The sequence below is a fragment of the Helicobacter acinonychis genome, from assembly GCF_900461455.1.
GTDB lineage: Bacteria > Campylobacterota > Campylobacteria > Campylobacterales > Helicobacteraceae > Helicobacter > Helicobacter acinonychis.
Window position 1 is genome coordinate 281,697 of the sequence record NZ_UGIA01000001.1, and the last position, 21,629, is coordinate 303,325.

At 38.7% G+C, this 21,629-nt stretch carries 12 protein-coding genes; 11 read left to right on the forward strand and 1 reads right to left on the reverse strand.

What is annotated here, in order from left to right; genetic code table 11:
• Window positions 1-4: 4 nt before the first annotated feature.
• The 3 genes from DYI00_RS01285 to DYI00_RS01295 are packed head-to-tail and all read left to right on the forward strand — an operon-like array spanning window position 5 to window position 3,449.
• Complete coding sequence (locus DYI00_RS01285; RefSeq protein WP_011577472.1) at window positions 5-1,459, forward strand: Ppx/GppA family phosphatase; 1,455 nt, start codon at window positions 5-7, stop codon at window positions 1,457-1,459.
• Complete coding sequence (gene waaC / locus DYI00_RS01290; RefSeq protein WP_104709288.1) at window positions 1,456-2,466, forward strand: lipopolysaccharide heptosyltransferase I; 1,011 nt, start codon at window positions 1,456-1,458, stop codon at window positions 2,464-2,466. Before DYI00_RS01285 ends, waaC begins: the two co-directional genes overlap by 4 nt.
• A complete protein-coding gene (locus DYI00_RS01295) occupies window positions 2,463-3,449 on the forward strand; it encodes a lipid A biosynthesis lauroyl acyltransferase (RefSeq protein WP_011577474.1) in 987 nt (328 codons plus the stop codon). The genes waaC and DYI00_RS01295 overlap by 4 nt, the downstream gene beginning before the upstream one ends.
• A gap of 264 nt (window positions 3,450-3,713) precedes the next feature.
• Here the strand turns inward: DYI00_RS01295 and tgt are convergent, their stop codons facing one another.
• On the reverse strand, window positions 3,714-4,829 hold the full coding sequence (gene tgt / locus DYI00_RS01300; protein ID WP_011577475.1) for a tRNA guanosine(34) transglycosylase Tgt: 1,116 nt from the start codon (window positions 4,827-4,829) through the stop codon (window positions 3,714-3,716).
• 61 nt (window positions 4,830-4,890) lie between these two features.
• Here tgt and DYI00_RS01305 point away from each other — a divergent pair, with 61 nt between their 5' ends.
• From DYI00_RS01305 to imaA, 8 genes are all read left to right on the forward strand, one after another.
• The gene (locus DYI00_RS01305) at window positions 4,891-6,321 is read left to right on the forward strand and encodes a COG3400 family protein (RefSeq protein WP_041600264.1); all 1,431 of its coding nucleotides are present in this window, start codon (window positions 4,891-4,893) and stop codon (window positions 6,319-6,321) included.
• A gap of 4 nt (window positions 6,322-6,325) precedes the next feature.
• Window positions 6,326-7,357: a 3-dehydroquinate synthase gene (aroB, locus tag DYI00_RS01310; protein WP_011577477.1), complete on the forward strand. Its 1,032-nt coding sequence runs from the start codon at window positions 6,326-6,328 to the stop codon at window positions 7,355-7,357.
• Entirely contained in the window at window positions 7,348-8,904 is a 1,557-nt protein-coding gene (locus DYI00_RS01315) for a mechanosensitive ion channel family protein (RefSeq protein ID WP_104709287.1), read from the forward strand. The genes aroB and DYI00_RS01315 overlap by 10 nt, the downstream gene beginning before the upstream one ends.
• Before the next feature lie 5 nt (window positions 8,905-8,909).
• Complete coding sequence (gene mtaB, locus DYI00_RS01320) at window positions 8,910-10,166, forward strand: tRNA (N(6)-L-threonylcarbamoyladenosine(37)-C(2))-methylthiotransferase MtaB (RefSeq protein WP_104709286.1); 1,257 nt, start codon at window positions 8,910-8,912, stop codon at window positions 10,164-10,166.
• A complete protein-coding gene (locus DYI00_RS01325; protein ID WP_104709285.1) occupies window positions 10,153-11,805 on the forward strand; it encodes an AAA family ATPase in 1,653 nt (550 codons plus the stop codon). Before mtaB ends, DYI00_RS01325 begins: the two co-directional genes overlap by 14 nt.
• A 3-nt stretch (window positions 11,806-11,808) precedes the next feature.
• Window positions 11,809-12,327 (forward strand): pimelyl-ACP methyl ester esterase BioV, encoded by a 519-nt coding sequence (gene bioV / locus DYI00_RS01330; protein ID WP_011577481.1) that lies wholly within the window; start codon window positions 11,809-11,811, stop codon window positions 12,325-12,327.
• Between the two features lie 12 nt (window positions 12,328-12,339).
• Window positions 12,340-12,825: a DUF4149 domain-containing protein gene (locus tag DYI00_RS01335; RefSeq protein ID WP_011577482.1), complete on the forward strand. Its 486-nt coding sequence runs from the start codon at window positions 12,340-12,342 to the stop codon at window positions 12,823-12,825.
• Between the two features lie 63 nt (window positions 12,826-12,888).
• The gene (imaA, locus tag DYI00_RS01340; protein ID WP_104709284.1) at window positions 12,889-21,621 is read left to right on the forward strand and encodes an immunomodulatory autotransporter protein ImaA; all 8,733 of its coding nucleotides are present in this window, start codon (window positions 12,889-12,891) and stop codon (window positions 21,619-21,621) included.
• The last annotated feature ends 8 nt before the right edge of the window (window positions 21,622-21,629 follow it).

Here is a 21,629-nt window from a genome sequence, read left to right on the forward strand (position 1 = left end):
ACTGATGGCTAAAATCACAGCCGTGATTGATATTGGCTCCAATTCGGTGTGTTTGGCAGTCTTTAAAAAGACAAGCCAATTTGGGTTTTACTTGCTTTTTGAGACAAAATCTAGGGTTAGGATTTCTGAGGGTTGTTACGCTTCTAAAGGGGTTTTGCAAGAAGTCCCTATGCAAAGAGCCATCAAAGCCTTGAGTGAGTTTAAAGAAATCGCCCTCAAATACAAAAGCAAAAAAATCTTATGCGTGGCGACCTCAGCGGTGCGCGATGCCCCTAACAGATTGGAATTTGTATCAAGGGTGAAAAAGGCTTGCGGTTTGCAAATCAAAGTGATTGATGGGCAAAAAGAAGCGCTCTATGGTGGGATTGCGTGCGCGAATTTGTTGCATAAAAATTCAGGGATCACGATAGATATTGGAGGGGGTAGTACCGAATGTGCGTTGATTGAAAAAGGCAAGATTAAGGATCTCATCTCGCTTGATATTGGCACGATCCGTATTAAAGAAATGTTTTTGGATAAAGCCTTGAATATCAAATCGGCTAAAGCCTTTATCCAACAAGAAATTTCTAAACTCCCCTTTAAGCATAAAAACGCCTTTGGGGTGGGGGGGACGATTAGGGCGTTGAGTAAAGCATTGATGAAACGCTTTGATTATCCCATTGATTCTTTGCATGGTTATGAAGTAGATGTGCATAAAAATTTAGCGTTCATTGAAAAAATCATCACGCTTAAAGAAGACAAACTGCGGCTTTTAGGGGTGAATGAAGAGCGTTTAGATAGCATCAGGGGTGGGGCGTTGATTTTATTAGTTGTGCTGGAGCATTTAAAAACTTCCTTGATGATCACTAGTGGCGTAGGGGTGAGAGAAGGCGTGTTTTTGAGCGATTTGTTGCGTCACCATTACCATAAATTCCCCCCCAATATCAACCCTTCTTTAACCTCTTTAAAAGATCGCTTTTTACCCCATGAAAAGCACAGCCAAAAGGTCAAAAAAGAATGCGTGAAATTGTTTGAAGCCTTATCGCCTTTGCATAAAATAGATGAAAAATACCTTTTCCATTTAAAGATTGCTGGGGAATTAGCGAGCATGGGTAAGATTTTAAATATTTATTTAGCCCACAAGCACAGCGCATATTTTATTTTAAACGCTTTGAGTTATGGCTTTAGCCACCAAGATAGGGCGATCATTTGCTTATTAGCGCAATTTAGCCATAAAAAAATCCCTAAAGACAACGCTATCGCTCATATCAGCGCGATGATGCCAAGCCTTTTGACCTTGCAATGGCTGAGTTTTATCCTTTCTTTAGCCGAAAATTTGTGCATGACAGACAGCCACGATTTAAAATACAAATTAGAAAAAAACAAGCTTGTGATCCACTCTAATGATGCACTTTATTTGGCTAAAGAAATGCTGCCTAAACTCATTAAGCCCATTCCTTTGATGATAGAGTTTGCTTGAAAATAGCGATTGTAAGGCTTTCAGCGCTTGGGGATATTATCGTGAGCGCGGTGTTTTTAGCGATGATTAAAGAGTGTTTTACTAACGCTCAAATAGAATGGTTTGTAGATGAAAGATTTAGCACGATTTTAGAGCATTCCCCTTATATTGATAAATTACACCCTATCGCTTTAAAAGGCACGCTCAAAAGCTTTAACCCTTTGAAGATTTTCAAACTTTTTAAATCTTTAAGGGCTTATGAATATGATATAATCATTGACATGCAAGGTTTGATCAAATCCGCTATCATCACGCAATGTTTAAAAGCCCCTAAAAAAGTCGGCTTTGATTATGCTTCAGCTAGAGAGGGTTTGAGCGCGTTGTTTTATTCGCAAAAAGTTTCTATCGCTTATGATGAGTCTATTTTAAAGCGCAATTTCACGCTTATTTCTCAAGCCCTAAACTTGCCTAAAAAAGAGATTTCAGAGAGTTTAACCTCTAGGGCTAAAGTGTTTTCTTATCAAAATTCTTCACAAATCAACGCATTAAATTTGAATGAAAATAAGCCTAAAATCCTTTTTGTTTTAGAAACTTCTAAGACTAATAAAACTTACCCCATAGAGCGCTTTAAAGAGTTAGCGCTGATGCTAGAAAGCGTTCAAATTTGCTTGTTATGGCATGCGGATGAAAAAAAGGCGGTTGCACTTTATTGCACTTTAAAAAACCAATGCGATGTTTTATTGCTCCCTAAACTCACTTTAAACGAAGTTAAGGCGTTGCTTTTTAGAATGGATTTAATTATTGGGGGCGATACGGGTATTACGCATTTGGCATGGGCGTTACAAAAAGCCAGTATCACCCTTTATGGAAACACCCCTATGGAGCGCTTTAAATTGGAAAGTCCGATCAATGTTTCACTCACCGGTAATTCAAACGCCAGCTATCATAAAAAGGATTTTTCTATCCAAAATATAGAGCCTGAACGCATTAAAGAATGCGTTTTAAACCTTTTAAAGGAGAAAGAATGACTTATAAAGAACGACTCATACATGAAAAAATATTAAACAAAGACGACAAGGGTTTTAAAACAGAGTTGCGCATTTTGAGCATTTTTATCGTGGAATTTTTAGTGAATATTCTAGGGTTTGTTTTGGCTAAAATGCCCCATTTGTGGTTTTTAAGATGCATTAAGGCTGTGGCGTGGCTGATGAGGACCTTTGATAGGCGCCGTTATTTTGACGCTAAGGCCAATTTGGACTTTGTGTTTGGGGATTCTAAAAGCGAAGAGGAGAAAAAACGGATTATTAAAAAGGGTTACGAAAATTTTGCTTTTATTATTTTAGAAACCATTAGAGTGGTTTTTATCCCTAAAGATATATACGATTCTCGTTTCACGCTCATCAATGAAGAAAATGTGTGGAAGTCTCTAAATAGGGAAGGCCAAGCGATCACTTTGTGCATGCATTTTGGCTATTGGGAAGCGGTAGGCACGACTTTGGCGCAATATTATGAGGATTATGGTAGGGGGTGTTTGGGACGCTTGACTAAATTCGCTCCCATCAATCACATGATTATGAGCCGGCGAGAAGCGTTTGGGGTGCGTTTTGTCAATAAAGTAGGGGCGATGAAAGAACTCATTAAAATGTATAATCAAGGCAATGGCTTGGTGGGGATTTTAGTGGATCAAAATGTCGTGCATAAAGATGGGGTGGTGGTGAAATTCTTTGATAAAGACGCCACGCACACCACGATCGCTTCTATTTTATCGCGCCGTTATGATATAGACATCCAGCCGGTATTTATTGATTTTAATGATGATTATTCGCATTACACAGCGACTTATTATGAAAGCATTCGATCTAAAATCACCGATAACGCTGAAAAGGATATTTTAGAATGCACTCAAGCCCAAGCGAGTTTGTGCGAAGAGGTGATTAGAAAGCATCCGGAAAGTTATTTTTGGTTTCATAGGCGTTTTAAAAGCACCCACCCTGAGATTTATAAAAGGTAGGGTTTTGAGTGGAATGATAAAATTTAAAAAATGCTGAAAGCATTTTTTATAATCACATGCTAAAGAGCTTGCGTGAGCGAGCGGTATTTTCTTAAGCGGTATTCTTGGGTTAGGGGGTTTCTTAAGGGGGTTGTAGGGGAGAATGATTTCAAAATACCCCCCTATTCCCTTAAGAAAATGAGTTTTTTACCATAAAGATAAGGTTTAAAAATCCCATTTTTTAAAAAGTTATCACCTGACTAGCGTCAAACTCTTTGATATTTTTTATTGACGATCCATTGTATATCTTTCTAAAAACTCTTTTTTAAAACTTAAAAACCGCTTTTCTAAAATGGCGTTTCTAGCGTTTTTAACCAGCTCTAAATAAAAATGCAGATTGTGCAAGCTCGCTAAACGAGCGTAAGTGAGTTCTTTAGCCCTAAAGAGATGGTGCAAATAAGCTTTAGAATAGCGTTTGCAAGTGTAACAAGTGCAATTTTCTTCAATGGGGGTGTTGTCCAATTTATAGGGCGCGTTTTTGATAGAGATTTTGCCAGAATGCGTGAAAAGGGTGGCGTTTCTGGCGTTTCTTGTGGGCATCACGCAATCAAACATATCCACCCCTAAACTGATAGCGTCTAAAATGTTTTCAGGCGTGCCTACGCCCATTAAGTAGCGAGGTTTGTCTTTAGGGAGTAAGGGGGCGGTGTGAGCGATAGTTTCTAGCATTTCATTTGTGCTTTCGCCCACCGCTAAACCGCCTATCGCATAGCCATCAAAACCACCATGCGTTAATCCCACGCTAAGACTACGCATTTTCAAATGGGTGCCGCCTTGGATAATGGCAAAAAGGTTGTTGTTAGGGCGGTTGTTTTCTTTGTGGTATTCTAGGCTAATATTTGCCCATTTAGCGCTTCGTTTGATGGATTCTTCAAGGCGTTTTAGTGGAGCAGGTAAGCCCACTAGATCGTCTAAAACCATCATAATATCGCTATTTAAAGAATATTGAATATCCAAAACTTTAGTGGGCGTGAAGAAATGCTTGCTCCCATCAAGATGGGATTTAAAAACAATCCCATCTTCTTGCAATTTAACATTATCGCTCAAACTAAAGGCTTGAAACCCCCCACTATCCGTTAGAAAACTCCCATGGAATTGAGCGAAATGATGCAAGCCTCCTAATTGCTCGATAACTTTCTCACCCGGTCTTAAATACATGTGGTAAGTGTTGGCTAAAATGAGTTTAGCGCTCAAGCGTTCTTGCATGTCAATAGCGTCTAAAGATTTGATACAGCCTTGTGTGCCTACAGGCATAAAAATAGGTGTCTCTACTTGAGAATGCACTAAATTTAAAATACCAGCTCGTGCATGTTTGTCGACAGCCTGGAGTTGAAAATCCATTGTTTAAGCCTTAATCTTGGATATAATGGCGTAATCATTTTTTAGGAAGTTTGGATTGGAATTGAAAAAAATCGCCCTTATTTTAGATGGCATTGTAGCAAAAAATTTTTTAGACTTGGTGTTAAGGCATTATTCTAGTCATAATTTTTATATAGTGGTTGTCAAAGATGAGAATCTTATCCCTAAAAATTACCCAAGCACTTTCGCGTTTTATTGCTTTGATGCGACTTCTAGTTTCAGGCTTTTGCAAGCGCTAGATGATGAGGTGAGCGATTTGTTTTTGATCATGCAAGATGCAAAAGAGCAACGCATTATCCACAAAATCATTCAAACCCACTTCAAACGCATGCGCGTGGTTTTGAGCGTGAAAAGAGAGGGCGAAAACGAAAATGACGAAAAGCATGAAAGTGAAAAACTGGTTTTGATTGATGAATTTGAAGTTTTAGCCAATAAGTTTATTTCCCGCTTGCCTAATATCCCTAGCACCCCTAGAGAGTTTGGGTTAGGGAAGGGCGAAATCATGGAGATTGGCGTGCCTTTTGGGAGTATTTTTGCTTACAGGCATGTTGGCTCTATTAGGCAAAAAGAATACAAAATCGTAGGGCTTTATCGCAACGATGTTTTTTTACTCGCCACTAAATCTTTAGTTATTCAGCCAAGAGACATTCTTTTAGTGGTGGGCAATCCGGAAATTTTAAACGCAGTGTATCTTCAGGTCAAAAGCCATGTGGGGCAATTCCCAGCCCCCTTTGGGAAGAGCATTTATTTATACATTGATATGCGTTCACAAAGCAAAAAAGCGATGATGCGCGATGTGTATCAAGCTTTGTTTTTGCACAAACATTTAAAAAGCTATAAGCTCTATATCCAGGTTTTACACCCCACTAGCCCTAAGTTTTACCATAAATTTTTAGCGCTAGAAACAGAGGGCATTGAAGTGAACTTTGATTTTTATGGGAAAAGTTTTATCCAAAAGCTCCATGAAGACCATCAAAAAAAAATGGGCTTGATCATGGTTGGCAGGGAGCTTTTTTTACCCAAAAAACACCGCAAAGCCTTGTATAAAACAGCCACCCCAGTTTATAAAACCAACGCTTTTGGCTTGTCTAAAGTCTCTCAAAGCGTTGTGGTTTTGAATGAAAGCTTGGATATTAATGAGGACATGTCTTCAGTCATCTTTGATGTGTCTATGCAAATGGATTTAAGCTTGTTGCTCTATGATTTTGACCCTAACAAACGCTATAAAAACGAGATTGTCAATCATTATGAAAATTTAGCCAACGCGCTCAACCGCAAGATTAAGATTTTCCAAACGGACACGAAAAACCCTATCATGCATCTCAATTCCTTAAAAGATCCTATTTTGCATTTTATACCTTTTGAAGCGTGCATCACGAAAACGCGCTTTTTGTGGTTTTTATCCACTAAAGTGGAAAAATTGGCATTTTTAAGCGACGATAACCCTCAAATTTTTATTCCCGTAGCGGAGTGAAGGAATGCGAGAAATTTTAATCCCTTTAAAAGAAAAAAGCTATAAAGTGTTTTTGGGGGAATTGCCCGCCATTGAATTGAAACAAAAAGCGCTCATTGTGAGCGATAGCATTGTGGCTGGCTTGCATTTATCTTATTTATTAGAGCGCTTGAATGTATTAGAAACGCGCACGTGCGTGATAGAGTCTGGAGAAAAGCACAAAAACTTGAATTCTTTGGGGCGTATTTTAAACAATGCCTTTGAAATGCAATTAAACCGCCATTCTTTAATGATAGCCCTTGGTGGGGGAGTGATAAGCGATATGGTGGGTTTTGCGAGCAGTATTTATTTTAGGGGGATTGATTTTATCAATATCCCTACGACTTTACTTTCTCAAGTGGATGCGAGCGTGGGGGGGAAAACAGGGATCAATACAGCTTATGGTAAGAATTTGATTGGATCATTCCACCAGCCTAAAGCGGTTTATATTGATTTAGCTTTTTTAAAAACCCTTGAAAAAAGGGAATTCCAAGCAGGGGTGGCTGAAATCATTAAAATGGCGGTGTGTTTTGATAAAAGCCTGGTAGAAGTGTTAGAAACAAAGGATTTAAAAGATTGTTTAGAAGAAGTGGTTTTTCAAAGCGTTACAATAAAAGCTCAAGTCGTTACACAAGATGAAAAAGAGCAAAATATCAGAGCTGGGTTGAATTATGGGCATACCTTTGGGCATGCGATAGAAAAAGAGACTCATTATGAGCGGTTTTTGCATGGCGAAGCGATCGCTATTGGCATGTGCATGGCCAATGATTTAGCCCTTTCTTTAGGCATGCTCACTCTAAAAGAGCATGAACGCATAGAAAATTTATTAAAAAAATTTGATTTGATATTCCATTATCAAATTTTAGATATTCAAAAATTTTATGAAAGTTTGTTTTTAGACAAAAAAAGCGAAAACAAGACGATCAAATTCATTCTACCTAAAGGCATTGGGGCGTTTGAAATAGCCGCTCATATCCCTAAAGAAACGATTTTAAAGGTGTTAGAAAAATGGCATTAAGGGTATTGTTATTCTTTTGTTTTTTGTTGTTGTGTGCAGAAGATAAAAGCCAAGAGTTATTGTCCATACAAAAACAAATGGCTTTGGTGGATAAAAAACTCACTAAAGATGATAATGTGTGGTTGAAGAAATTTGAAAACTATAAGATTTACAACCAAATTTATACTGAAAAAGAGAGCGTGAGGCAGGAATTAAGGCACTTGAAATTCCAAAAAAATAAGGATCTCTTAAAGATTAGCACTTTAGAGCATACCTTAAAGGCTTTAGAATCCCAACAAAAAATGTTTGAAAGCTATGGGGTCAATCCTTTTAAGGACTTGATAGAGCGCCCCAATATCCCCAATATCCCCAATATCGCCAACCCTATTGCGATCATTGATGGCATTTCTTTCATTAAAAGCATGCGTTTAAAGCATGAAGACCTTAAAAACAACCAGATTGCTTTAGAAGAGGTTTTGAAGCTTTTAGATGAAAAACACCAGCTTTTAAGTCAATGGCAGGCATTGGATAAAAACGCGAAATTGAGCGATGAGATTTATCAAACTCAAGCCAAACGATTAGAATTGCAAGGGGCTCAAAACATTTTAAAAACCACGATTGGGATCTTTCAAAAAGACAGCGATGAAGCCGTTAGCATTGTAAAAACCCAAATCAAAAACCAGCTTTTAAAATTGCTTTATGTGTTTTTAACCGCCCTTTTGAGCGTGGTGTTTGCGTGGATTTTAAAAGTCATTTCCAGTAAATACATTGAAAATAACGAGCGCGTTTATACCGTTAATAAAGCCATTAACTTTGTGAATGTGAGCGTGATTGTTTTAATCTTTCTTTTTTCTTATTTAGAAAATGTGACTTATTTAGTCACGGTTTTAGGCTTTGCGAGTGCGGGCTTGGCGATTGCGATGAAAGACTTGTTCATGAGCTTGCTTGGGTGGTTTATTATTTTGATCGGAGGGAGTGTGCATGTGGGCGATAGGGTGCGTATCGCTAAAGGGACTGATATTTTTATTGGCGATGTGTTGGATATTTCTATGTTGCACATTACGATTTTAGAAGATGTGACCTTAACCACTTATTCTAATAACAGAAGAGCGGGCCGGATTGTTTTTGTGCCTAATAATTATATTTTCACTACCATGTTTGCCAATTACAGCCATTTTGGCATGAAAACGGTTTGGGATGGGGTGGATTTTTGCGTGACATTTGATTCTGATTTTAAAAAAGCTTCTAAAATTGCACTCAATATCGCGACAGAATTGTCTAAAGAATACACGGATATTACTTATAAACAGCTCAATAAAATGCGCGACAGGTATTCTTTAAGGAGTTTGAGCGTGAAGCCGCGATGCTTTTTGATGCCTGAAAATAATGGGATAAAGATTTCAGTGTGGTATCAAACCAATTCGTATGCCACTTTGTCTTTAAGGAGCAAGATTACGGCTGAAATTATTGAAGCTTTTTTGAAAGAAGAAAATATCCATATCGCTTATACCACCAGCAAATTGCTTAAAGTGGATACTGAGGGCGATGGCTTTGGGAATAAAAGGTAACAAGAATGAAAAAAGTCTATTTTAAAACTTTTGGGTGCAGAACGAATCTTTTTGACACGCAAGTGATGGGCGAGAATTTAAAGGATTTTAGCGCGACTTTAGAAGAAAATGAAGCGGATATTATTATTATCAATTCTTGCACCGTAACTAATGGGGCTGATAGCGCGGTAAGGAGCTACGCTAAAAAAATGGTGCGTTTGAATAAGGAAGTGTTATTCACTGGCTGTGGGGTGAAAACTCAAGGCAAAGAGCTTTTTGAAAAAGGGTTTTTAAAGGGCGTTTTTGGGCATGACAATAAAGAAAAGATCAATACGCTTTTACAAGAAAAAAAGCGTTTTTTCATAGATGATAATTTAGAAAACAAGCACTTAGACACCACGATGGTGAGCGAGTTTGTGGGCAAGACTAGGGCGTTTATTAAGATTCAAGAGGGTTGTGATTTTGATTGCAATTATTGCATTATCCCAAGCGTGAGAGGGAGAGCTAGGAGTTTTGAAGAAAGAAAAATTTTAGAGCAGGCGGGCCTTTTATGCGCTAAAGGGGTTCAAGAAGTGGTCTTAACCGGCACTAATGTGGGGAGCTATGGGAAAGATAGAGAGAGTAATATCGCAAGATTGATTAAAAAATTAAGCCAAATTGTTGGATTAAAACGCATCAGAATTGGGAGCTTAGAGCCTAATCAAATCAACGATGAGTTTTTAGAGCTTTTAGAAGAGGATTTTTTAGAAAAACATTTGCATATCGCTTTACAGCATAGTCATGACTTCATGTTAGAGAGGATGAACAGGAGGAATCGCGTGAAAAGCGATAGGGAATTATTAGAGGTAATTGCTTCTAAAAATTTTGCTATCGGCACGGATTTTATTGTAGGGCATCCGGGCGAGAGTGAAAGCGTTTTTGAAAAGGCGTTTGAAAATTTAGAGGGCTTGCCTTTAACGCATATCCACCCTTTTATTTATAGCAAACGAAAAGATACCCCTTCTAGTTTGATGCATGATAGCGTGAGTTTAGAAGTTTCTAAAAAGCGTTTGAATGCGATTAAAGATTTGATTTTTCATAAAAATAAGGTGTTCAGACAATTGCAACTCAAGCGTAACACGCCCCTAAAAGCTTTAGTGGAAGCGCAAAAAGATGGCGAATTTAAAGCCTTGGATCAATTTTTTAACCCCATTAAAATCAAAAGCGATAAGCCTTTAAGGGCTAGTTTTTTAGAAATCAAAGAGTATGAAATTAAGGAGAGAGAAAATTATGCCATTTTCTAAAAGTTTAGAAAATCTCATCAACCCTTTTAAACGCATCAAAAACCGCTCGCTTGTGTTGGCGTTAGGGTTTTTGATCCTTACTTTTTGCTTGCTTCTTTTTTTAATTTTCAGCGATATTTCTAGGCTCATATCTAGTAAGGACTTTTTCTATGTGATCCAATCCCACCCCAAACAAACTTTAATTGAAGATGAAAATTATTTTTATGCTAATAAAGGGCTTTATAAAACCAACAAAGAAGCCTTTTTAAGGGCTTATAAAATCCCAGAAAACATGCCCATAGAAAAACGACAAAATTTAAGCAAGGGTTCTAAAATGAATTTAGCGTTGCTTTTTTTTATTTCTAGCATGCTTTTTGGGATCTTTTGGCGTTTGCCCAAACGATTGAATACTAAAACGAGTTTAGAGAGCGCAGCTAAAAATGAATTAGAAAATGCATTCCAACGATACGATGCATTAGGGGTGCGTTTTGAAGATATTGCAGGGGTGAGTGAAGTTAAAGAAGAATTATTAGAAGTGATAGATTATTTAAAAAACCCTAGAAAATACCAGAATTTAGGGATTTTCCTCCCTAAAGGCGTGCTTTTAATCGGGCCTCCTGGAGTGGGGAAAACCATGATCGCTAAAGCTTTAGCGAGTGAAGCTAAAGTGCCGTTTTTTTATGAAAGCGGGAGCGCGTTTTCTCAAATTTATGTAGGCGCTGGGGCTAAAAAAGTGCATGAACTTTTTATGCATGCCAAAAAACATGCCCCCTCTATTATTTTTATTGATGAAATTGATGCCTTGGGTAAGGCTAGGGGAGGGCATAGGAGCGATGAAAGAGAAGCCACGCTCAATCAGCTTTTAACCGAAATGGATGGGTTTTTGCAAAATGATGAGGTGGTGGTGATAGGAGCGACCAACCAAATGGAAGTGATGGATGAAGCGTTATTAAGGAGTAAACGATTTGACAGGCGTATTTTCATCTCTTTACCGGATTTGTTAGAGAGACAAAGCATTTTAGAAAAGCTTTTAGAAAATAAAAAACACGCGCTAGACTATCTTAAGATCGCTAAAATTTGCGTGGGTTTTAGTGGGGCGATGTTAGCGACTTTAATCAATGAAAGCGTTCTAAACGCCCTAAAACACCAACGGACAGAAATCACTCATAGCGATATTTTAGAAGTGAAAGACAAGATCGCTTATGGCAAGAAAAAGCCCCAAACTTTAGATGAAAACCAAAAGGAATTAGTCGCTTTATATCAAAGTGCGAAAGCCTTAAGCGCGTATTGGCTAGAAATTGAATTTGATAAAGTGCCTTTATTAGGGGAATTTATTGTGTTTAATGAAAATAAAATCCATAGCGAAAGCGAGATTAAAAATTATATTAAAGTGTATTTGAGTGGGACGATTATTTTAGAGTTGCTCTATAAGGAGCGTTATAGTTTGTCCAAACAAGACTTACAAAAAGCGAAATTTTTAAATGAATTTATGGCTAGTGAGCTTCTTTTAGCCCCTACAAAAGAGTCCTTGAACGCTCTTTATGAGGAGCAATTGGAGTTTTTAAAACCACAAATAACGACTTGCAAGCGATTGAGCGCTCTGTTGTTAGAGCAAGAATATTTAGAGTATTCTAATTTGTATGATTTATTGAATGGGTGAAAAATGCGTTTTTTTAGTGGTTTTGGGTTTGTTAATGAAAGCGTGTTGTTTGAAGAGTGGCTTTTAAAAGGGGCTTATGATGTGTCAGGCTTTTCTATGGGGGCTATTAAGGCGATAGAATACGCCTATAATGAAGTCTTACAACAACGACGCATCAATTCCTTATTATTGTTTTCGCCTTGCATGTTGGCCCATAAGAGTTTGGCGTTCAAACGATTGCAACTTTATTCTTTTCAAAAAGACCCACAAAGCTACATGGATAACTTTTATCAAGCAGTGGGTTTGGACGCTCAATTAGAGCGTTTTAAAAAAATGGGTTCTTTAGAAGAATTGGAATTTTTATTGAATTACAAGTATAGTGATCATACAATTAGGCTTTTATTAGAAAAAGGCGTGAAAATTGAAGTGTTTATCGGTTTAAAAGACAAAATTACTGATATTCAAGCTTTGTTGGAATTTTTCATGCCTTTAGCCCAAGTGTGGCAGTTTAAAAGCTATAACCATTTGTTGCAAAAATCTTAAAAAAGGTGGAAGATGAAAAAGATTAGTTTAAAAATCAGTTTAGGGGTGTATTTGCTTCTTTTAGGCATTTTGGGTGGCTCTTTGATCATTTTAGGAGCGATAGTCGCACCGATTGTTTTCAAAGCTTCAAGCATTTTGCCTGAATTGAATCTAACTTCATTTGAAAGCGGGAAACTCATGGCACAAATCTTTGTGCGTTTCAATTATCTTTTGGGCGCGGTGGGGTTTATAGTGTTACTTTATGAAATCATTTCATTTATTTACTCTAAAAGATCGTTTGCGTGTTTGATCTTTGGCGTGGCGATAGGGGTGTTGTGCTTGCTCTTTGTTTTTTATTACACGCCTTATATTTTGAACGCTCAAAAAATAGGCGAAGCTGCAATCCAAAGCGATGCATTTGCTCGCTTGCACACTCAAAGCGAATGGCTGTTTAAGGAATTGTTTGTGTTGGTGTGCACTTTGTTTTTTTGGCACTTGTTTGGAAAAAACGCGGTTTAATCAAATGAGGGAATTTTTGGATATATATTTGGCAAATATCTAGCAAAGAGAAGGTAGCATTTAATGAAAAGGTTTAAAAAGAAACCAAAAAATACAAAACGATCGCATCAAAAAATCATCTTAAAGCGTTCTTTATGGCTTGCACCTTTACTCATCAGTGGGTTTGCTAGTGGGGTGTATGCGAATGGAACAGATATTTTGGGGCTTAGTTGGGGGGAAAAAAGCCAAAGGGTATGCGTGCATCATCCATGGTATGCTATGTGGGAATGCAATAAATGGGAGGAAAAAACACAACAATACACAGGAAACCAGCTCATTACACAAACTTGGTCATGGGGTAATGCGGCTCATTACTACCACACTCAAAACAACCAAAATATTACAGCTAATTTAAAAAATGATAACGGCACTTATTTTTTAAGCGGTCTGGATAACTACACTGGAGGGGAAGATAATGGGGGGAATTTAGACATTGAATTAGGCAGTAATGCTACTTTTAATCTGGGTGCGAATAGCGGGAATAGCTTCACTTCTTGGTATTCTAATGGGCATACTGATGTTACTTTTAGCGCTGGGACTATCAATGTGGATAACACCGTAGAAGTGGGCAATCGTGTGGGATCTGGAGCAGGCACACACACAGGTACAGCCACTTTAAACTTGAACGCTAATAAGGTCAATATCAATTCTAGTATCAGTGCGTATAAAACTTCGCAAGTGAATGTGGGCAATACTAACAGTGCTATTACCATCGGTTCGGTTTCTTTAAGTGGTAATGTGTGCAGTTCTTTGGCAACTTGGGGTTCAGGGTCTAATTGTTCTACTTCTGGGCCTGGCTATTCTTTTGAAGGGAATGTAAACGCTACTAACACGACTTTTAGCAATTCAAAGGGTAGTTTCACTTTTGGAGAGAACGCCACTTTTAGTGGGGCGAAATTGGATGGGGGGACATTCACTTTCAATAAAGAAGTTAGCGCCACCAATAACACAGCCTTTAATAGCGGTAATTTCACTTTTGAAGGTGCAAGCTCTTTCAATGGCGCTTCATTTAATAACGCCTCGTATGATTTTGACAATCAAGCCACCTTTCAAAACAGCTCCTTTAATGGGGGGACATTCACTTTCAATAACCAAAACAATCAAACCAATAGCACTCAGCCCCCACAAATAGCATTTGAAAACAGTTCTTTTAGCGGCAACGCTACCACTCTTAAGGGTTCTGTGGATTTCCAACAAGCTTTTAACAACTCAAACCACCAACTAACGATCCAAAACGCTTCGTTCAATAACGCTACTTTCAACAATACCGGTAAAATCACCATTAACGAGAATGCGAGTTTTAATGGCACGACATTCAACACTTCTATTGATACAAACAACATGACTATTACCGGCGGTGTGACTTTAAGCGGTAATAATGATTTGAAAAATGGTGCAACCCTTGATTTTGGGAGTTCAAAAGTCACTCTCACACAAGGGACGATTTTTAACCTTACTGGTTTAGGGAGTAAAAATAGCGTAACGATTTTAAATTCTAGCGGTGGGATCACTTATAATGAACTTTTAAACCATGCACTCAATAGCTTGACAAACGCCCTAAAAACGAGCAAAAGCTCTTCATTGCCGCAAAGTTTCGCTCAAGGTTTGTGGGATATGATCACTTACGATGGGGTTATTGGGCAACTTTTGAGTGAAAACACGACAACATCCAAATCCACTGACACTCCGCCTAACTCCACGCAAATCTATCAAGTGGGCTACAAAATAGGGGATAAAATCTACAAACTGCAAGAAACTTTTAGCCATAATTCCATCACCATCCAAGCTTTAGCGAGCGGAACTTACACGCCACCCCCTATTATTAGCGGCTCACAATTTAACTTATCCACTTCAAATTATATGGATTCTGACATCCATTGGTATAACCATGAACACTACATCCCCAAATCTCAAAATTTTACAGAGAGTGGGACTTATTATTTGCCAAGCATTCAAATATGGGGGAGTTCTAACAACTCGTTTAAGCAAACCTTTAGTGCGAATAATAGTAACTTAGTGATTGGGTATAACTCAACATGGACTGGAAATAGCGTTTCTTCTAGCGACACGGTGTCTTTTGGGGACACTTCAGGGACTCTTCTTTCTGGGCATTGTGGGCCTTGGCCTTATTACCAATGCACAGGCACTACTGATGGTACTTATAGCGCTTATCATGTGTATATCACGGCGAATCTGCGTTCTGGTAATCGCATAGGCACAGGTGGGGCGGCCAATCTGGTTTTTAACGGAATAAATAGCGTCAATATCGCTAACGCTAATATCGAACAGCATAACGCTGGGATTTATTCAAGCTCTATGACTTTTTCCACGCAAAACATGGATAGTCAGCAAGGTTTGAACGGATTAAATTCTAACGGCAAGCTTTCAGTGTATGGCACCACTTTCACTGATCAAGCTAAAGATGGGAAATTCACTTTCAATGCAGGGCAAGCCACTTTTGAAAACACCAACTTTAATGGAGGAACATACCAATTCAGCGGCGATAGCTTGAATTTTTTAAATAACGACCAGTTTAATAGCGGTTCGTTTGAGATTAGCACAAAAAACGCTTCGTTTAATAACGCTAACTTTAACAACAACGCTTCTTTTAATTTCAATAATTCTAGCGCGACCACTTCGTTTATAGGTAATTTCACTAACGCTAATTCAAACCTACAAATCGCTGGGAACGCTGTTTTTGGAAATTCTACCAATAGTAATGGATCTCAAAATAACGCTAATTTCAATAACACCGGCTCTATGACTATTTCAGGGAATGCAACTTTTAATAATGTGACTTTTAATAGCCCCACAAATACGAGCGTGAAAGGGCAGGTTACTCTCAATAATATCACTTTAAAAAATCTAAACACCCCCTTATCTTTTGGCGATGGGACAATTAGTTTTGGCACTCATTCTGTCATCAATGTGGATCAAGCTATCACTAATGGCAACCCTATCACTCTTTTAAACTCTTCTAAAGAGATTGATTACAACAACGCTTTTGCTAAAAATCTATGGCAGCTCATCAACTACCAAGGGCATGGAGCTAGTAGCGAAAAGCTCGTTTCTAGCGTGGGTGATGGCGTTTATGATGTAATGTATTCTTTCAACAACCAAACCTATAATTTTCAAGAGACTTTTTCACCAAACAGCATTTCTATCCGGCGTTTGGGCGTTGGCATGGTGTTTGACTACATGGATATGGAAGAATCGGATCATTTGTATTTTAAAAGTGTCGTCGGTTTTATGACCTACATGCCCAACAGCTATAACAATAATTTAGGGAATGCAAACAACACCATTTATTATTACGACAACAGCATTGATTTTTATGCCAGTGGGAAAACTTCATTCACTAAGGCGGATTTTTCTCAAATATTCACCGGACAAAACAGCGCGATTGTTTTTGGGGCTAAAAATATATGGACAAGTGCGAGCGATGTGCCACAATCCAATACAATCATTCGCTTTGGGGACAATAAGGGGGCAGGGAGTAATGGTGCGAGTGGGCATTGTTGGAATTTGCAATGCATAGGCTTTATTATAGGGAATTACGAAGCGCAAAAGATTTACATCACTGGTAGCATTGAAAGCGGGAACCGTATTTCTAGCGGTGGGGGTGCGAGTCTTAATTTTAACGGACTTCAAGGCATTCTTTTAACGAATGCGACTTTGTATAACCGCGCTGCTGGCACGCAAAGCTCGTCTATGAATTTTATCTCTAATGGTGCGAACATTCAGGCTCAAAACTCCTATTTTATAGACGATACCGCGCAAAATGGCGGTAAGCCTAATTTTAGTTTCAACGCTTTGAATTTGGATTTTTCTAACAGCTCTTTTAGGGGCTATGTGGGGAAAACGCAATCTGTTTTTAAATTCAACGCCACCAATGCGATTAATTTCACTAACAGCACGAATTTAAGCTCTGGTTTGTATCAAATTTCAGCTAATAGCGTGTCGTTTGATAATTCTAATTTAAGCGTTTCAGTGGGGACAAGCAGTATTAAAGCCAATGCGATCAATCTTTCTCAAAACGCTTCAATCAATACGAGCAACCATTCAACCCTTGAACTTCAAGGTGATTTGAATTTGAATGACACCAGCTCGCTCAACCTCAATCAAAGCACCATCAATGTTTCTAACAACGCAACGATCAGCGATTTTGCGAGTTTGATTGTGAATAATGGCTCTCATCTTAATTTTAATGGGGCGGTTAATTTTAATTCATCTAATATCACTACGAGTTTGAATGATTCTTCTATCGTGTTTAAGGGGGCGGTTTCTTTAGGAGGGCAGTTTAATTTTAGTAATAATTCTTCTTTGGATTTCCAAAACTCTAGCGCTATTATCTCTAACACGGCGTTTAATTTCTATGATAACGCCTTTTCTCAAAGCCCCATCACTTTCCACAAATCCCTTGATCTTAAAGCGTCCTTGAGTTTAGGAGGCAACCTTTTAAGCCCCAATAACAGCAGTGTGTTGAATCTTGAAAACAGCCAACTTGTTTTTAGCGATCAAGGGAGTTTGAATATCGCTAACATTGATTTATTGAGCGGTGTGAGCGGTAATAAAAGCCGTGTTTATAATATCATTCAAGCGGATATGAGCAATAATTGGTATCAGTATATCAATTTCTTTGGCATGCACATCAATAATGGGGTCTATGACGCTGCAAACCAGACTTATAGTTTCACTGACCCGCTCAATAATGCCCTAAAAATCACCGAGAGTTTTAAAGACAACCAACTAAGCGTTACGCTCTCTCAAATCCTGGGCGTTACAAACACGCTCTATAACATTAGCTCTGAAATCTTTAACTACCAAAAAGTCTATAATAACGCTAATGGCGTGTATTCTTACAGCGATGATGCACAAGGCGTGTTTTACCTCACAAGCAATGTGAAAGGCTATTACAACCCTAACAAATCCTATCAAGCTAGCGGTACTAATAACACCACTTTAAACAATAATATAAGCTCGGATTCTTCTGTCATTTCGCAAACTTATAACGCGCAAGGCAACCCTATCCAAGCGTTGCATATCTATAACAAGGGTTATAATTTCAACAACATCAAAGCGTTAGGGCAAATGGTGCTCAAACTCTACCCTGAAATCAAAAAGATCTTGGGGAATGATTTTTCGCTTTCCAATGTGAGCGCTTTAAACTCTAGTGCATTAAGCCAACTTGCAAAACTCATCACGCCTAGCGATTGGGAAAACATCAACGAGTTTATTGATAACGCAGATAATTCAGTGGTGCAAAATTTCAATAACGGCACTTTGATTGTAGGGGCGACTCAAATAGGGCAAACAAACACGAACAGCGCGATTGTTTTTGGGGGCTTGGGCTATCAAAAGCCTTGCGATCAAACCGATATTGTCTGCCAAGAATTTAGAGGCACTTATTTAGGGCAGCTTTTAGAATCCAGCTCGGCTGATTTGGGCTATATTGACACGACTTTTAACGCTAAAGAGATTTATCTTACCGGCACTTTAGGGAGTGGGAACGCATGGGGGACTGGGGGGAGTGCGAGTGTAACTTTTAACAGCAAGACTTCACTCATTCTCAATCAGGCTAATATTGTAAGCTCTCAAACCGATGGGATTTTTAGCATGCTAGGTCAAGAGGGTATTAATAAGGTTTTCAATCAAGCTGGGTTGGCTAATATTTTAGGCGAAGTGGCGGTTCAATCCATTGATAAAGCCGGAGGTTTAGGGAATTTGATAGCGGGCATGCTGGGGAGTGATGGCGTGATTGGGGGGCATTTAACGCCTGAGCAAAAAAATCAAACCTTAAGCCAGCTTTTAGGTGCAAACAATTTTGACAATCTCATGAATGATAGCGGTTTGAATACGGCGATTGAGGGTTTGATAAGACAGAAATTAGGTTTTTGGACTGGGTTAGTGGGGGGATTGGCCGGATTGGGGGGCATTGATTTGCAAGACCCTGAAAAGCTTATAGGGAGCATGTCAATCAATGATTTATTGAGTAAAAAAGGGTTATTCAATGAGATCACCGGCTTTATTTCTGCTAGTGATATAGGGCAAGTCATAAGCGTGATGTTGCAAGATATTGTCAAACCGAGCGACGCTTTAGAAAACGATGTGGCTGCTTTAGGCAAACAAATGATTGGCGAATTTCTAGGTCAAAACACGCTCAATTCCCTAGAAAGCTTATTGCAGAACCAACAGATTAAAAGCATTTTGGACAAAGTCCTAGCGGCGAAAGGTTTGGGACCTATTTATGAACAAGGTTTGGGGGATTTGATACCTGGTCTTGGCAAAAATGGGCTTTTCGCTCCCTATGGCTTGAGTCAATTATGGCAAAAAGGGGATTTTAATTTCAACGCGCAAGGCAATGTTTTTGTGCAAAATTCTAATTTCTCTAACGCCAATGGAGGCACGCTCTCTTTTAATGCGGGCGATACGCTTATTTTTGCCGGAAACAATGATATTTCGTTCACTAACCACACTGGCACGCTCAATTTATTATCCAATCAAGTTTCTAACATTGATATTACTGAGCTTAATGCGAGCAACGGCCTTAAGATGAACGCCGTAAATAACAATGTGTCCGTGTCTCAAGGCGATCTTTTCATCAATGCTAGTTGCGTGAAACAAAGCGATCCAACGACACAAAATGGCATAAACCCTTGCGCGCTTAATGCTACCCAAAATACCAATAATACTTCTAATAATGCGTCAAATAACACGCAAATCGCCTTGAATAATAACGATGAAAGCTTGAGCGTTACGGCGAATAATTTCAATTTTTTAGGCAATATTTACGCTAATGGGGTGGTTGATTTTTCAAAAATCAAAGGGTCTGCAAACATTAAAAATTTGTATCTTTACAATAATGCCCAATTCCAAGCCAACAATCTCACTGTTTTTAATCAAGCGCTATTAGAGAAAAACGCCAGCTTTGTAACGAATAATTTAAACATTCAAGGTGCATTCAACAACAACGCCACACGCAAAATAGAGGCGCTTCAAAATTTAACGATCGCTTCAAACGCTTCTTTAAGCACCGGTGTTTATGGCATAGAAGTAGGGGGGGCTTTCAACAATTTTGGAGCGATTAATTTCAATTTAGAAAACCCTCAAACGCCTGCAACACCGCTCATTCAAGCAGGAGGCGTGATTGATCTTAACGCCACCCAAACGCCTTTTATGAATGTCAATAATGGCATGGCGAATAACACGGCTTACACTTTGTTGGAAAGCAGCCGTTACATCAACTACAATATCAACCCCAACAGCTTGCAATCGTATTTAAAACTCTATACTTTAATCAATATCAACGGAAACCATATAGAGGAAAACAACGGCGTGTTGACTTATTTAGGTCAACGGGTTTTATTGCAAGATAAGGGGTTATTGTTAAGCGTAGTATTACCGAACTCCAGTCAAAACAACGCCTCCGAAAACAACATTTTAAGCCTTTCTGTCCTTTATAACCAGATTAAAATGTCTTATGGCAATAAGATCATGGGCTTTATTCCCCCTACTTTGCAAGATTACATTGTGGGCATTCAAGGGCAAAGCGCGTTAAATCAAATTGAAGCCACAGGGGGGAATAACGCTGTTAAATGGCTTTCAGCTTTGATGATGGAAACGAAAGAGAATCCGCTTTTTGCACCGATTTATTTAGAAAACCATTCTTTGAATGAAATCTTAGGCGTAACAAAAGATCTTCAAAACACCGCAAGCTTGATTTCTAGCCCTAATTTTAGGGATAACGCTACCAGCCTTTTAGAAATGGCGAGCTACACCCAACAAACGAGCCGTTTGACCAAACTCTCTGATTTTAGATCCAAAGAAGGGGAGTTTAGTTTTTCTGATCGCTTGTTGGAGCTTAAAAACAAGCGTTTTAGCGACTCTAACCCTAGCGCTTTAGAGGTTTTTGTCAAATACTCTCAAATTAGCAAACACCCAAATAACCTCTGGGTTCAAGGGGTGGGGGGAGCGAGTTTTATTGCTGGAGGCAATGGCACGCTTTATGGCTTGAATGTGGGCTATGACAGGTTGGTTAAAAATGTGATCCTTGGGGGTTATGTGGCTTATGATTATAGCAACTTTAATGGGTACATCATCCATTCTTTGGCTAATAATGTGGATATGGGGATGTATGCGAGGGCTTTTTTAAAAAGGAATGAATTCACTTTGAGCGCGAATGAAACTTATGGAGGCAATGTGACGAATATCAATTCTTCTAATCCTTTGCTCTCCGTATTGAACCAACGCTATAATTACAACACTTGGACAACGAGCGTGAATGAGAATTACGGCTATGATTTCATGTTTAAAAACAAAAGCGTGGTGCTCAAACCTCAAGTGGGCGTGAGCTATTATTTTATAGGCTTGAGTGCTATGAAAGGCAAAATGAATGATGCCGCTTATCAGCAATTTGTCATGCATTCAAACCCTTCTAACGAATCGGTTTTGACGCTCAATATGGGGCTAGAGGGCCGTAAATATTTTGGTAAAAATTCCTATTATTTTGTAACGGCCAGGTTGGGTAGGGATCTTTTGATCAAATCTAAAGGCGACAATATAGTGCGTTTTGTGGGTGAAAACACTTTATTGTATCGCAAGGGGGAAGTTTTTAATACTTTTGCGAGCGTTATTACAGGGGGCGAAATGCATTTGTGGCGTTTAATGTATGTGAATGCGGGGGTGGGGCTTAATATAGGCTTGCAATATCAAGATATTAATATAACCGGGAATGTGGGCATGCGAGTGGTGTTTTAGCTTTTTTG